Origin of the sequence: Streptomyces iconiensis (assembly GCF_028657195.3) — a bacterium.
Classification (GTDB): domain Bacteria; phylum Actinomycetota; class Actinomycetes; order Streptomycetales; family Streptomycetaceae; genus Streptomyces; species Streptomyces iconiensis.
Genome location: NZ_JANCPR020000005.1, coordinates 161,755 through 174,479 on the forward strand (window position 1 = coordinate 161,755; position 12,725 = coordinate 174,479).

12 protein-coding genes and 2 tRNA genes are annotated in these 12,725 nt (G+C 71.0%); 6 read left to right on the forward strand and 8 right to left on the reverse strand.

The window, feature by feature from the left end; genetic code table 11:
- Positions 1 to 40 precede the first annotated feature (40 nt).
- Together NMN56_RS06590 and NMN56_RS06595 are read right to left on the reverse strand one after the other, a co-directional pair.
- Positions 41 to 706, reverse strand: a complete 666-nt coding sequence (locus NMN56_RS06590) for a response regulator (protein ID WP_274042805.1) — start codon at positions 704 to 706, stop codon at positions 41 to 43.
- Complete coding sequence (locus NMN56_RS06595) at positions 703 to 1,659, reverse strand: HAMP domain-containing sensor histidine kinase (RefSeq protein ID WP_274042806.1); 957 nt, start codon at positions 1,657 to 1,659, stop codon at positions 703 to 705. Before NMN56_RS06595 ends, NMN56_RS06590 begins: the two co-directional genes overlap by 4 nt.
- A gap of 274 nt (positions 1,660 to 1,933) precedes the next feature.
- Here NMN56_RS06595 and NMN56_RS06600 point away from each other — a divergent pair, with 274 nt between their 5' ends.
- The 4 genes from NMN56_RS06600 to NMN56_RS06615 all read left to right on the forward strand — a co-directional run bounded on the left by NMN56_RS06600 (position 1,934) and on the right by NMN56_RS06615 (position 4,282).
- Positions 1,934 to 2,245 (forward strand): TraR/DksA family transcriptional regulator, encoded by a 312-nt coding sequence (locus NMN56_RS06600; protein WP_274042807.1) that lies wholly within the window; start codon positions 1,934 to 1,936, stop codon positions 2,243 to 2,245.
- A gap of 153 nt (positions 2,246 to 2,398) precedes the next feature.
- Positions 2,399 to 2,797: a TraR/DksA family transcriptional regulator gene (locus NMN56_RS06605; RefSeq protein WP_274042808.1), complete on the forward strand. Its 399-nt coding sequence runs from the start codon at positions 2,399 to 2,401 to the stop codon at positions 2,795 to 2,797.
- A gap of 71 nt (positions 2,798 to 2,868) precedes the next feature.
- Complete coding sequence (locus NMN56_RS06610) at positions 2,869 to 3,618, forward strand: rod shape-determining protein (RefSeq protein ID WP_274042809.1); 750 nt, start codon at positions 2,869 to 2,871, stop codon at positions 3,616 to 3,618.
- A 49-nt stretch (positions 3,619 to 3,667) separates the two neighbouring features.
- Positions 3,668 to 4,282: an Rv1733c family protein gene (locus NMN56_RS06615; protein ID WP_274042810.1), complete on the forward strand. Its 615-nt coding sequence runs from the start codon at positions 3,668 to 3,670 to the stop codon at positions 4,280 to 4,282.
- A 372-nt stretch (positions 4,283 to 4,654) separates the two neighbouring features.
- Here NMN56_RS06615 and NMN56_RS06620 read toward each other — a convergent pair.
- Positions 4,655 to 4,727: transfer RNA gene (locus tag NMN56_RS06620), tRNA-Ala, on the reverse strand.
- Positions 4,728 to 4,857: 130 nt separating this feature from the next.
- Between NMN56_RS06620 and NMN56_RS06625 the strand changes: the two genes are divergently transcribed.
- Entirely contained in the window at positions 4,858 to 5,409 is a 552-nt protein-coding gene (locus tag NMN56_RS06625) for a helix-turn-helix domain-containing protein (protein WP_274043108.1), read from the forward strand.
- A gap of 155 nt (positions 5,410 to 5,564) precedes the next feature.
- Positions 5,565 to 7,019: a serine/threonine protein kinase gene (locus NMN56_RS06630; protein WP_274042811.1), complete on the forward strand. Its 1,455-nt coding sequence runs from the start codon at positions 5,565 to 5,567 to the stop codon at positions 7,017 to 7,019.
- Positions 7,020 to 7,076: 57 nt separating this feature from the next.
- Here the strand turns inward: NMN56_RS06630 and NMN56_RS06635 are convergent, their stop codons facing one another.
- From NMN56_RS06635 to gyrA, 5 genes are all read right to left on the reverse strand, one after another.
- Entirely contained in the window at positions 7,077 to 8,648 is a 1,572-nt protein-coding gene (locus NMN56_RS06635) for a hypothetical protein (protein ID WP_274042812.1), read from the reverse strand.
- 346 nt (positions 8,649 to 8,994) lie between these two features.
- The gene (locus NMN56_RS06640) at positions 8,995 to 9,129 is read right to left on the reverse strand and encodes a DLW-39 family protein (protein ID WP_274042813.1); all 135 of its coding nucleotides are present in this window, start codon (positions 9,127 to 9,129) and stop codon (positions 8,995 to 8,997) included.
- A gap of 122 nt (positions 9,130 to 9,251) precedes the next feature.
- Positions 9,252 to 9,325 (reverse strand) — tRNA-Ile (locus NMN56_RS06645).
- A gap of 91 nt (positions 9,326 to 9,416) precedes the next feature.
- Entirely contained in the window at positions 9,417 to 10,052 is a 636-nt protein-coding gene (locus tag NMN56_RS06650; RefSeq protein WP_274042814.1) for a DUF3566 domain-containing protein, read from the reverse strand.
- Positions 10,053 to 10,070: 18 nt separating this feature from the next.
- Entirely contained in the window at positions 10,071 to 12,671 is a 2,601-nt protein-coding gene (gene gyrA / locus NMN56_RS06655) for a DNA gyrase subunit A (protein ID WP_274042815.1), read from the reverse strand.
- Positions 12,672 to 12,725: the final 54 nt, after the last annotated feature.

Here is a 12,725-nt window from a genome sequence, read left to right on the forward strand (position 1 = left end):
CCGGACTCGGGGCCCGACCAGGCTCAGGGCCCGACCGGGCTCAGGGCTCGACCAAGCCGGCCCGGATCGCGTAGCGGGTGAGGGCCAGGCGGTCGCGCAGGCCCAGCTTGGCCAGGAGGTTCGCGCGGTGGCGCTGGACCGTCTTGACGCTGATGACGAGCATCTCGGCGATCTCCTTGGACGAGTGCCCCTCGGCGACCAGCTTGAGCACCTCCTCCTCCCGGGCCGTCACCAGCGTGTCCGGGGTCTCCTCGCCACGGCTCGCGCGGTCGAGGAAGTTACGGATCAGCGCGGTGACGGCGCCCGGGTAGAGGAACGGTTCACCGCGCACAGCTGCCCGGCAGGCGGCGACCAGGTCCCGGTCCGCGACGGACTTGAGTACGTAGCCGGACGCTCCCGCCTTCAGCGCCTGGAACAGGTACTGCTCGTTGTCGTACATCGTCAGCATGAGGATGCGCATCCTCGGGGCCAGAACGGCCAGTTCGCGTGCGGCCTGGAGGCCCGTGAGCCGGGGCATGGCGATGTCCAGCACCGCGAGGTCGATCTCGTGTTCCTTCGCGGCCCTGACCGCCTCTGCGCCGTCTCCGGCCTCGGCCACGACACGCATGTCGGGTTCGCCGTCGAGGATGAGCCGCACGCCCCGGCGTACGAGCGTGTGGTCGTCGGCCAGCAGGACGCGCGTGGTGGGGGATTCGCTGGTTGTCATGGCTTCCGTTCCTCGACCGCCGGCGCGGTCAGCACAAGCTGCGTGCCACGCTCCGGCTCGTGGGCGATCTCCAGTGTGGCCCCGACGAACAGGGCACGTTCGCGCATACCGCGTATACCGGCACCTTCCCGGATGATGCCCAGGCCACGACCGTCGTCGCGCAGGCTGAGCACCACGCCGCCGTCCCCCCGCCGCAGGCGCAGCTCGGCGTGCTCGGCCTCCGCGTGCCGGGCGATGTTGGTCAGGCCCTCCTGGGCGACTCGGTAGACGACCAGTTCGGTCTCCGGCGTCATCGGCGGAAGCCCCGCCTCGAAACGGTGCCGCACCCGCAGCCCCGTGTGGGTGGCGAAGTCGGTTGCCAGCGCCGTGAGCGCGCTGACCAGGCCGAGGTCCTCCAGCACGCCCGGCCTCAGCCGCCGGGCGATCCTGCGGACCTCGTCGAGGCTGTCGCGGGTGACCTCCTGCGCCTGGTGCAGTTCCGTACGCAGCGGGTCGGGTGCCTGGTCGGCAGCGCGGCCCAGCTCCAGCAGGACCGCGGTCAGGCTCTGCCCCACCTCGTCGTGCAGCTCCCGTGCGATCCGGCGCCGTTCGGCCTCCTGCGCGGAGAGCGCACGCGCGCTGCTCGCCGCGCGCTCGGCCTCCAGGCGATCGAGCATGGCGTTGAAGGTGCGGATCAGTTCCGCCACGTCCCCGTGACCGCGCACCGTCAGCCGCTGGCCTGGACGCAGCAGGTCGATCGTCGTCATCAGCCGGGCCAGCCGCCCCAGCGGGGTCAGACCGATGCGCAGCAGCGCCGCGTTGGCGACCAGCATCACGCTCAGCCCGCCGAGGAGGATCACCGCCTCGGTCACCAGGATCGGTACCGACACCGTGATCGGGGCCCACAGCAGCAGGACCGTGGCCGCCCCCAGCACCACGGCGTTGAGCCCGAAGATCCGCCAGAACAGTGACACCGTGCCCTGCCTCCTCCACGCGCCCAAACCTCCAGTATCGGCCACGCGGCAAGGCGCCAGGACCGAGCGGCGCATCCCTGGGGAGGCCGGGGCGCCCCCCGAAGTGGCGGGGCCCCGGAAACCCCGGAAGCGCATGAGGCCCCACGAGCGGCTACACCATGCGACCCCCCGGAGATGGGTGCCGGAGCCGATGGCCCGCCTCGTGCGCTGCGCCCAGGATGGAAGGCCGGGCAGCTCACGTCCCGGCTTGCTCTACGAAGAGACTGGAAGGCCCATGGCACCCGAGACGGCCCGTCACGCACGCCTGACCGTGCAGGAGGCCCGCCGACGCCTGGAGCACGAGCGCGAGGCGCGGCTGGAACAGCTCCGGACCCTGGCGAAGGCGGGAGAGGAGGCGGACGGGAACCTCGTGGCCGCCCAGGAGGCGACGATCCGGCGCGTACTGGCCGAGGTCGACGCCGCCTTCGCACGTCTGGGCACACCGGCGCACGGCCTGTGCGAGGGCTGTGCGGCGCCGATCCCGGACGAACGGCTGGAGATCCTCCCGTACACACGTCACTGCGTCGCCTGCCGCTCCCGCGCCTGACGCCGCCCCGCCCTGCGCCGCCGCGCCCTACGCCACCCAGCCCCTACGCCGCCGCGCCCCGGCACGGCCCGGCACGGCCCCGGCGCCGCGCTCGCCGAATCGCTGAATCGCCGCCGTGAAGCTCGCCGAATCACCGCCCTGAAGGGTGCATCAGTGAAACACCAGGTCATCAGCCCCGATGTCCTCGCACTTGGCCCCGAAGACCACGCCGTACTCGGCTCCGAAGACCACGCCGTACTCCGCCCCGAAGACCTCGCCGCTTTCCGCGCGGCTCTCCTCGCACAGCGCCGCTTCCATCTCGCGCGGCTGCGTGACGTCCAGGCCACCGGCACGGTCCGCACCGGGACACCGGAGGCGGCGGCCCACGCCCGTAAAGCCGCGTCGGCACGGATGATGCTCACCGACGTGGAAGCCGCCCTGATCCGGATCGACGAGGGACGTTACGGCGCCTGCCACAGGTGCGCGGAGCCGATTCCCCGCGCCCAGCTGGAGGTCGTCCCGCACGCCCGCTACTGCGGAAGCTGTCGGCGCGGGAGGGGGGCACGGCGGTGAACACGGCGCGTTCCCTCCTGCCCGCACGCCTGCCCCTACGCTTCCCTGGGCGCCTCACCGGACGCCGACCAGTGCGGACGCCGCGTCCCGGCATCGCACTCGATCTCGGCAGCACCCGCACCCGCGCCTACGTCCCCGGCCGCGGCGTCATCCTCGACGTCCCCACCGTCACGTTCCCCGGGACCTTCTATCCCGTACAGCGCGGCGCCATCATCGACCCGGCGGGCACGGCCCGGATGCTGCACAGGCTGCTCCACCGGCACACCTCCCGGTTCGCCCGGCCGGTGTTCGTCGTGACGACGCCCGTGCTGGGCGGGGTCATCTACCGGGAGGCCGCCCGCGCCGCGCTGCGTTCCCTGCGCCCGTACGCCGTGCACACCGTGCCCACCGCGCGGGCGATCGCGCTCGGTGCGGGCGCCGACACCTCCCGGCCTCTGCTCGTCGCGGACCTCGGCGCGCACCTCACCGAGGTGTTCGTGCTGAACGACGGCGCCGTCACCGACGCCCGCAGAACGCCGCTGGGCACCAGCGACCTGGGGGAGGCCACCACCCCTGAGGGGCTCGTGGACGCCGTGGCCTCCATGGTGACCGGCATGCTGCGGCAGGACCGTACACCGACGGCCCTCGACGCACTCCGGCGCGGAGTGCTCCTGGCCGGGGGCGGCGCCCTGCGCCCCGCCGCGCCCCAGCTGCTCGGTGAACGGCTCCACACGGCGGTCCATACGGTCCCCGCGCCCCAGGCGGTCGCCGTACGGGGAGCCGCCACGCTCCTGGCCTCGCTGCGCCGCGCCCCCTCCGTCGCGGGGCGACCGGCCCGATAGTCAGCCCTGGTCCAGGACCGGGCGCCCCGTCGCTACGGAAGGAAGGGCCGTGCCTGACCTCGTTCCCCACAGCCAGCCCCCGCCGCGCCGCCTGCTGCCATGGCGCAGGCGGCACAACCCACTGCGGCGCCCCACCGACCGGTTGGAGTCCTGCCTGGCGCTGACCGTGGCCCTGGCCGTCCTCGTCGCGGCCCCCGCCGCGATGCTGCTGACCGCCTCGGTCGCCCACCGCACGTACGAGCGCACCGCTCACCGGCAGGCCGAGGAGCGGCACCATGTCCCTGCGACCCTGCTGCAGGCGTCACTCCGGCACCCCGAGCCCGGCTCCGACGAGGCCGGGCACACCCGCTATCCCACGCGGGTCCGCTACACCGCCCCGGCAGGACGCACCCGCACCGCCACGGCCGACGTGCCCGGCGGCCTCCCGTCCGGCGCCACCGTCGACCTGTGGTGCGACGAGTCCGGCTCCCTCACGGCCCCGCCCATGCGGCCCGACGAGATCCGCAACCGCACCGCCGGCTGGTCCCTGACCGCAGGTGTGGTGACGGTGCTCACAGGGTTCCTCGCCTTCACGGTCGCCCGCCGCCGCCTGGAGCGCCGCAACCTGGCGTCGTGGGGGGAGGACTGGGCCACGTGGGGCCCACGGTGGACGCTCCCCCGGTGACCGGCGCGCGACCGGCCGGAGCGGTGGCGGCGTTACGCGAACTCTTCGGCGGGCGAAGGGAGTTGACGACCGGCGGCGGTCTTACTGACCGGCCTTCCGGGCCGCCGGACGGAACGGCCACAGGGCGCACCGGCACCGCGCGTACGGCGGGCCGCCCCGAAGCGGAACGGGCCCGGGCGGGCTCCCGCACTCCCGTGACCCGTGTCCTTCCGCCCTCGCGCCCACCGCCCCGGACGCGGGCCGTACGGGCCCCTTGAGGGGAGCGCGCCCACGCCGTGCCCCCGGCGCTTACCCGCACAGGCAGCCTCACCAGCCCCGACAACAAACAGCCCCTCCGGCCGCGTTTCCGCAGGCCGGAGGGGCTGTTCGACGTGGAGCCAAGGGGAGTCGAACCCCTGACATCTGCCATGCAAAGACAGCGCTCTACCAACTGAGCTATGGCCCCGTCGCCGACCAGGGTACCGGCTTCCGGAGCCGAATTCCGACCGGGTATCGCCCCGCACCTGTCACCCTCCGTAGGATGCACGGCAAGTTCGCGCGAGCGAAGTGAAGTAGGGGAGCCCAGGGGAGACGTGATGGACGCAGCAGCACAGGAAGCCACCGCGAAAGCGCGGGAGCTCCAGAGTCAGTGGTACGGCGAGCCGTTGGGGACTCTGTTCCGGCGTCTGATCGAAGACCTGGGGCTCAACCAGGCCAGGCTCGCGACGGTGCTCGGACTGTCCGCGCCTATGCTTTCGCAGCTCATGAGCGGGCAGCGCGCAAAGATCGGCAATCCGGCCGTCGTGCAGCGCGTGCAGTCGCTCCAGGAGCTGGCCGCCGAGGTCGCGCGGGGAGACATCAGCGCGGGGGACGCGACGAACCGTATGGACGAGATCCGCCGCACCGCCGGCGGAAGTGTGCTCAACAACACCACGCAGACCGCGTCCTCCGGCGCCTCGCAGACCCCCGTCAAGCGCGTGGTCCGGGAGATCCAGGCGCTGCTGCGCTCGGTGTCGGACGCGGCCGACATCATCGATGCCTCGAACGCCCTCGCACCCTCACACCCGGAACTGGCAGAGTTCCTCCGTGTCTACGGCGCGGGGCGCACCTCGGACGCGGTCAAGCACTACGAGGCACACCAGAGCTGAGCGACGGAAGCCGAGCACCAGTAGGTAAGCGCGGACAGCTGTGCACCAGTAGGTGGGCGCCGGTGGTTGAACACCAGTAGTGGTGCGCCAGAACTGTGCACCAGTAGCTGTCACCAGCCATCGACGAGAGCGGAAGCAGGGGGCGGCGCAGCACCATGGGAGAGATCTTCGCCGGGCGGTACGAACTGATCGATCCGATCGGCCGTGGCGGCGTGGGCATGGTCTGGCGCTCCTGGGACCACAGGCGCAGGCGCTACGTAGCGGCCAAGGTGCTCCAGCAGAGCGACGCGCACACCCTGTTGCGGTTCGTGCGGGAGCAGGCCCTGCGCATCGACCACCCGCACGTACTCGCGCCCGCGAGCTGGGCGGCCGACGACGACAAGGTCCTGTTCACCATGGACCTGGTCAGCGGCGGCTCGCTCTCGCACCTCATCAGCGACTACGGGCCACTGCCGCCGACGTTCGTGTGCACACTGCTGGACCAGCTCCTGTCCGGCCTCTCGGCCGTGCACGCCGAGGACGTGGTGCACAGGGACATCAAGCCGGCGAACATCCTGCTGGAGCCCACGGGCGTCGGCAGACCTCATCTGCGCCTGTCGGACTTCGGCATCTCCATGCGCATCGGCGACCCCCGGCTCACCGAGACCAACTATGTGCTCGGCACGCCCGGTTACTTCGCCCCCGAGCAGATGCTGGGCGCCGAGGTGGACTTCACCTCCGACCTGTACGCGGTCGGCCTGGTCGGCCTCTACCTGCTGACGGGACAGAAGCCCGACTCACGCGCGCTGTTCGAGCAGTACGAGCACGGAATGCCCGCCGCTCCCCAGGGCGTTCCCGAGCCGATGTGGCAGGTGCTGGGGCAACTGCTCCAGCCCGACCCCGAGGCGCGCTTCCGTACGGCGACCGGCGCGCGCAAGGCCGTGGTGAGCGCCTCGGAGATGCTGGACACGGACGCGACCCTGGAGTTCGAGACGGTCGAGGTGTTCGACCATCTCGGGCCGCTCCCCGAGGGGTTCGGCCCCGAAGGGCCCACGGCTGCCCCACAGGGCCAGGGCCCGATCGCCTCCCCGGGGCCCGCCCCCGCGGTGCCCCCGCCCTCGTCGACGGGCAGCTTCCACCTCCAGCCGCCCCTGACGGCTCCCGCGCCGGCCCCGGCGCCCGCGGCCCAGGGCATACCGGAGCAGCCCGGCACACCGCCCACACCGACGCCCTCGGGCCCCACACAGCCGCACCCGTACCAGCCGGCCCCGGGCGGCGGCACCCGCCCGTACACCGAGTACCAGCAGGGCCCGTACAGCGAGCATGGCCCGTACAGCCAACAGGCCCCGCAGTACCAGCAGGCCCAGGCACCGGCCCAGTCGGCGGCCCACGCCCCGCCCCCGGGACAGCAGCCCGCCGCACCGCAGGCGGCAGGCCGGCACATGCCCGCCACCCCTGGCGCCTATCCGGGCCAAGGACCCGTACCCGGCCCCGGTCCTGGCCCCACCCCCGGCCCAGGTCCGGCCGCGACCGCGCGTAAGCCCGGGCCGCCGCTGAAGGTCGCGCTACCGGTGCTGATCGTGGCCCTGTTGTGCCTGGTCGCGGGCTTCTGGGCGCTGTCGTCCGCCTGAACGGACGCGGACGGCAAGGGCCCGGGCGGAGTGGGCCCTTCTTCGTGTCCGTGCACGCTACGGCGCCGCTCCGGGACCTTGCCGGTCCGGCGCCCGGTCGCCCCCTCCCTGGGACGGAGCGGACGGCCCGGGCGGCACGGACTGCCCGCCGGGCGGGTACCCCCCGGCGTACGGCGGCTGCGGCTGCCCCGAAAAGCCGGGCTGCCCGGACTGAACAGGCTGAACGGGCTGCCCGGACTGAACAGGCTGCCCCAGCTGCACAGTCGGCTGCCCCGGCACCCCGCCGAAACCGCCCTGCGGCGGCTGAGGCGGCCAGGGGCCGCCAGGAGCGCCTGCGGTGGCCCGGGCGGCCCGGCGCCGGGCCAGCAGCAGCCAGGCCGCCAGAACGGCGATCAGCGCCGCTCCCGCACCGATACCGGCGTAACCGAACGTCTTCATGTTCGCGCTGTCGCTCGCCTCGGCCGCCGTCTGGCCCTTCTCGGCCACCTCGCGGTCCTCGTCGCCGACCCCGATTCCGGCCGCCGCCGCGTCGCCGTCGTACTCGGGAGCGCCCTTCGGCTCGCCCTTGACCGCGATGCGCAGCGTGAGGGGCATGCCCTTGGGAAACGCCTTGGCCAGCTCGGAGTTGGCGGTCACGGCCACGTAGTACCAGCCGCCGAAGCGCGTCTGGGAGGCGTCGCCGGCGAAGCGGTTCTCGTATCTGACGGGGTTGGTGTAGCGGTCGAACTTCCCGCCGTCGCCGTTGTAGCTCTTGAACGACTCCCGGTAGAGGGAGGCCCGTGCGGTGTTGAAGACGTTCATCCGGAAGCCCTGTCCGATGAACATGGAGAGTTCCTTCTGGGGTGAGTTGGGCACCTCAACCCCGGCGAAGAGCCGCTGCCCCCAGTCGACGGGCACCCTGTAGTAGCGCGTTTCGCCCGGCCGCAGCCGGTCCTTCCAGACGCCGTTGCCGACAGCGCGCGCGTCGTTGAACCCGGTACCGCCCCTGGCCTGCTTCGCCTTGCCGGTCGGCGGCGCCGGGCGCTTGTTGTTCTCGTCCGTCTCCTCGTCCGTGCCCGGGCGGGGCGCCGGGATGCTGCCCTTGAGGCCGGGCTCCTTCATGTACGACAGTTCCAGCGGCCAGGCGCCGGGGTCGGACCCCGGCGCCGGATCCCGCTTGACGTGCACGAGATAGGGGCCCTTGGCCAGGCAGTCCTCGTCGCTGTCCGGGCCGACGAGCCGGGATGCCAGCGCCGTCATGGGGTAGGCGGTTTCGCCCGTCGCGCTCACTTTCTCCGAGCCGCAGTCGGTCCCGCTGGTGCTCTGCAGGGAGACCTCGATGCCGTCCTTGAAGGAGACCTTGGAGCCCGGAGTGGGAACGGCCGTTCCTGTCACATGCGCCGAGGACTTGGCGTCCAGGATGACGGAGTAGAACTTCTCCTCGCCCGGCTTGATGGTGTCGGAGATGAGGCCCGTCCCGATCCGCGGCGCGTCGGCACTACTGGAGGTGCCCTTGACCTTCTTCGCCTCGTCCGACACCTCGTACGGTTCCGGCTTGTCCAGCGCGGCGGCGTGTGGTGCCACCAGCGCCACCGCGCAGAGCGCGGTGAGTGCGGGCCCCCCTCGCCGGATCCACCTGTGCTGCCTCACCACGTGCCACCCCTCGTCACGTCCATCCCGTTGTTCCGGGCCCGCCGCCGCAGTACGTACCAGACACCACCGGCTGCCACCAGTACGACGGCCGCTCCACCGCCGATGAGCACTACCGGGTCAAGACCCGAACCGTCCCTGAGCCGGCGCCCCGCCGGCCGGCTTCGCGCGCGTCGCATGTTCTCCGTCCCCCTGGAACTCGCGGAGAGCGGTTCTCCTGAGCGCTTTGCGCGAGCACCGTATTGGTTTGCAAGCGCAAGCATCAAGGGGGTGGCTGTCACGGATCAGCAACGACGAAGGCCCTGACCGCAAGCCGCGGTCAGGGCCTTCTGTAAATCGCTGAGCTTCACACACCCGAACCTGCAGGTACGGAGTCGGTCGCCTCCGTCCACAGATCCTGCTCGGCGCGGTCCGCCTGGATCTGGCGGTACACGAGGAAGCCGCCGACGGCGGCCAATGCGACCAGGAAAAGCTTCTTCACCGCGCTACCTCGTCCTTCTTTGACGTTGGGACCTCTATGGCGCCCGATGATACCCAACCACCTCATGGCACAAAGCGGTCGGCCCGGCCGGAGAAAGATCTCCGACCGGGCCGACCGAGAAGTGCGGCTACCAGGACTTGAACCTGGGGCCTCTTCCTTATCAGGGAAGCGCTCTAACCGTCTGAGCTATAGCCGCGCGCTGCACGGAAAGATTAGCGCACATCAGGCCGTGCCCCAAATCGCTTCCCGTACGGGACGACCACGGCACTTCCCCGGCTCACCGGCGGCTACTCGTCCTCCGCCAGCGTCAGCTCGACCCCGCCGACGAAGCCGGCGGAGAGGTTGTAGATGAAGGCACCCAGCGTCGCGAGTGCCGTGGCGAGCACGACGTTGATCACCGCGATCAGCGAGGTGAAGAGCAGCACCCGGGGCATCGACAGGAAGGACTCCAGATCGAAGCCGCCGCTTCCGTCGGCGCTGGTGGCCTCGCTCACGGTCCCGCCGATGGTGGAGAAGACGCCCATGGCGTCCATCACCATCCACAGCACCGCGACGGCGACCACCGTGCACAGGCCCAGCGCGACCGACAGCAGGAAACCGACCTTCATCACCGACCACGGGTCGGCCTTGGCCACCCGCAGCCGTGCCTTGCGTGTCCTGGGGACCGTACGCGCGCCCGTACGGGGCTTGCGCACGGCGCCCTGCCCACCGCCGTCCTGTCCGCCCCCACCTGCACCCGGACCGCCACCGGAGCCCCCGCCGGTGGCGCCGGACCCGTCGCCAGGTCCGGCCGCCGCCGACGCGGGAGCCGGATACGCCTGCGGAGGGCGGTGCGGCTGCTGCTCGGGCTGAGGCTGGGATTGAGGTGGGGATGGGGGCTGTGCCTGCGGCTGCGCCTGCGGCTGAGGCTGAGCACCACTCACGCCCTGCTCCTAGTCGTCCTAGTTGTCCTCGTGGTCGGGCATGTCCTGCGGCTCCCCGTCCTCGTCGGGCCCCGCAGCCGCCTCCACTTCCTCGGCCTCACGACCGGCTTCGGCGTTACGTGCCACGCCGACGACCGCATCCTTCTTGCCCAGGTTGATCAGTTGGACGCCCATGGTGTCACGGCCCGTCTCCCTGACCTCGTTGACCCGCGTACGGATCACGCCGCCGCCGAGCGTGATGGCGAGGATCTCGTCCGTCTCCTCCACCACCAGCGCGCCGACCAGCGAGCCCCGGTCCTCCACGATCTTCGCGGCCTTGATGCCCAGTCCGCCACGGCCCTGGACGCGGTAGTCGTCCACGTTGGTCCGCTTCGCGTACCCGCCATCGGTGGCCGTGAAGACGAAAGTACCCGCCCGCACGACATTCATCGAGAGCAGTTCGTCGTCCTCGCGGAAACTCATGCCCTTTACACCGGAGGTCGCGCGGCCCATCGGGCGCAGCGCGTCGTCGGTCGCGGTGAAGCGGATCGACTGTGCCTTCCTGCTCACCAGGAGCAGATCGTCGTCGGAGGAGACGAGTTCGGCGCCGATCAGCTCGTCGTCGCGGCCGTCGTCCATCTCGCGGAGATTGATCGCGATGACGCCGCCGGAGCGGGGCGAGTCGTAGTCCTTGAGCGGTGTCTTCTTCACCAGCCCCGACTTGGTGGCCAGCACCAGGTACGGCGCCGCCTCGTAGTCGCGGATGGCGAGGATCTGGGCGATGTCCTCGTCCGGCTGGAAGGCCAGCAGGTTCGCCACGTGCTGACCGCGCGCGTCCCGTCCGGCGTCCGGGAGTTCGTACGCCTTGGCGCGGTAGACGCGGCCCTTGTTGGTGAAGAACAGCAACCAGTGGTGCGTGGTGGAGACGAAGAAGTGGTTGACGATGTCGTCTTCCTTGAGCTTCGTCCCGCGCACGCCCTTGCCGCCGCGCTTCTGCGCGCGGTAGTCGTCGGTCTTGGTGCGCTTCACATAGCCGCCACGCGAGATGGTGACGACGATGTCCTCCTCGGCGATCAGGTCCTCGATGGACATGTCGCCCTCGAAGGGGATCAGCTTGGAGCGCCGGTCGTCGCCGAACTTGTTGACGATCGAGGTCAGTTCCTCGCCGATGATCTGCCGCTGCCGCTCGGGCGAGGCCAGGATCGCGTTGTACTCGTCGATCTTCGCCTGGAGTTCGTCGTGCTCGGAGGTGATCTTCTGCCGCTCCAGGGCCGCCAGCCTGCGCAGCTGCATCTCCAGGATCGCGTTCGCCTGGATCTCGTCGATCGTCAGCAGGCCCATCAGGCCCGTACGGGCCTCCTCGACGGTCTGGCTGCGGCGGATGAGCGCGATGACCTCGTCGATGGCGTCCAGCGCCTTGAGCAGGCCACGCAGGATGTGGGCGCGCTCCTCGGCCTTGCGCAGCCGGAAGCGGGTGCGGCGCACGATGACGTCGACCTGGTGCGCGACCCAGTGCCGGATGAAGGCGTCCAGCGACAGCGTGCGCGGCACGCCCTCGACCAGGGCCAGCATGTTGGCGCCGAAGTTGGTCTGCAGGTCGGTGTGCTTGTACAGGTTGTTCAGAACGACCTTGGCGACCGCGTCCCGCTTGAGCACGATGACCAGGCGCTGACCCGTACGTGACGAGGTCTCATCGCGTACGTCGGCGATGCCGCCGACGCGGCCGTCCTTGACCAGATCGGCGATCTTCAGTGCGAGGTTGTCCGGGTTCACCTGGTACGGCAGTTCGGTGACCACCAGGCACTGCCGGCCCTGGATCTCCTCGACCGCCACAACGGCCCGCATCGTGATCGAGCCACGGCCCGTGCGGTACGCCTCCTCGATGCCCTTACGGCCCACCACGAGGGCGCCGCTGGGGAAGTCGGGGCCCTTGATCCGCTCGATCAGCGCGTCCAGCAGTTCCTCGTTGGACGCCTCGGGATGGTCGAGGTACCACTGCGCACCGGCCGCGACCTCACGCAGGTTGTGCGGGGGGATGTTGGTCGCCATGCCGACCGCGATGCCCGCCGAACCGTTGATCAGCAGGTTCGGGAAGCGGGCCGGCAGAACCGTCGGCTCCTGGTTACGGCCGTCGTAGTTGTCCTGGAAGTCGACGGTCTCCTCGTCGATGTCCCGGAGCATCTCCATGGCCAGCGGCTTCATCCGGCACTCGGTGTACCGCATCGCGGCGGCCGGGTCGTTGCCGGGCGAGCCGAAGTTGCCGTTGGAGTCCACCAGCGGCAGCCGCATCGACCAGGGCTGGGCGAGGCGCACCAGCGCGTCGTAGATCGAGGAGTCACCGTGCGGGTGGTACGTGCCCATGACGTCGCCGACGACGCGCGCGCACTTGTAGAAGCCCTTCTCGGGCCGGTATCCGCCGTCGTACATCGCGTAGAGCACCCGGCGGTGCACCGGCTTGAGCCCGTCACGGATGTCGGGAAGCGCACGGCTCACGATCACGCTCATCGCGTAGTCGAGGTACGAGCGCTGCATCTCCGTCTCAAGGCTCACCGGCTCCACGCGCGCGGCGGCGATGGGCACACCCAGGGTCCCCTCCCCGGGGGTGGGCTCACCAGGAGTGTTGGGGGTCTCGTCGGCCATAGCTGAGATCAAGTCCTTCTCTGTGTGCGGCGCTTGGGCACCCGGTCGGTACGG

Bases quoted from the DNA above. Each gene is read 5' to 3' on its own strand.
- NMN56_RS06590 (WP_274042805.1), bottom strand. From the start codon at position 706: ATGACAACCAGCGAATCCCCCACCACGCGCGTCCTGCTGGCCGACGAC.
- NMN56_RS06600 (WP_274042807.1), top strand. From the start codon at position 1,934: ATGGCACCCGAGACGGCCCGTCACGCACGCCTGACCGTGCAGGAGGCC.
- NMN56_RS06625 (WP_274043108.1), top strand. From the start codon at position 4,858: ATGGACGCAGCAGCACAGGAAGCCACCGCGAAAGCGCGGGAGCTCCAG.
- NMN56_RS06630 (WP_274042811.1), top strand. From the start codon at position 5,565: ATGGGAGAGATCTTCGCCGGGCGGTACGAACTGATCGATCCGATCGGC.
- gyrA (WP_274042815.1), bottom strand. From the start codon at position 12,671: ATGGCCGACGAGACCCCCAACACTCCTGGTGAGCCCACCCCCGGGGAG.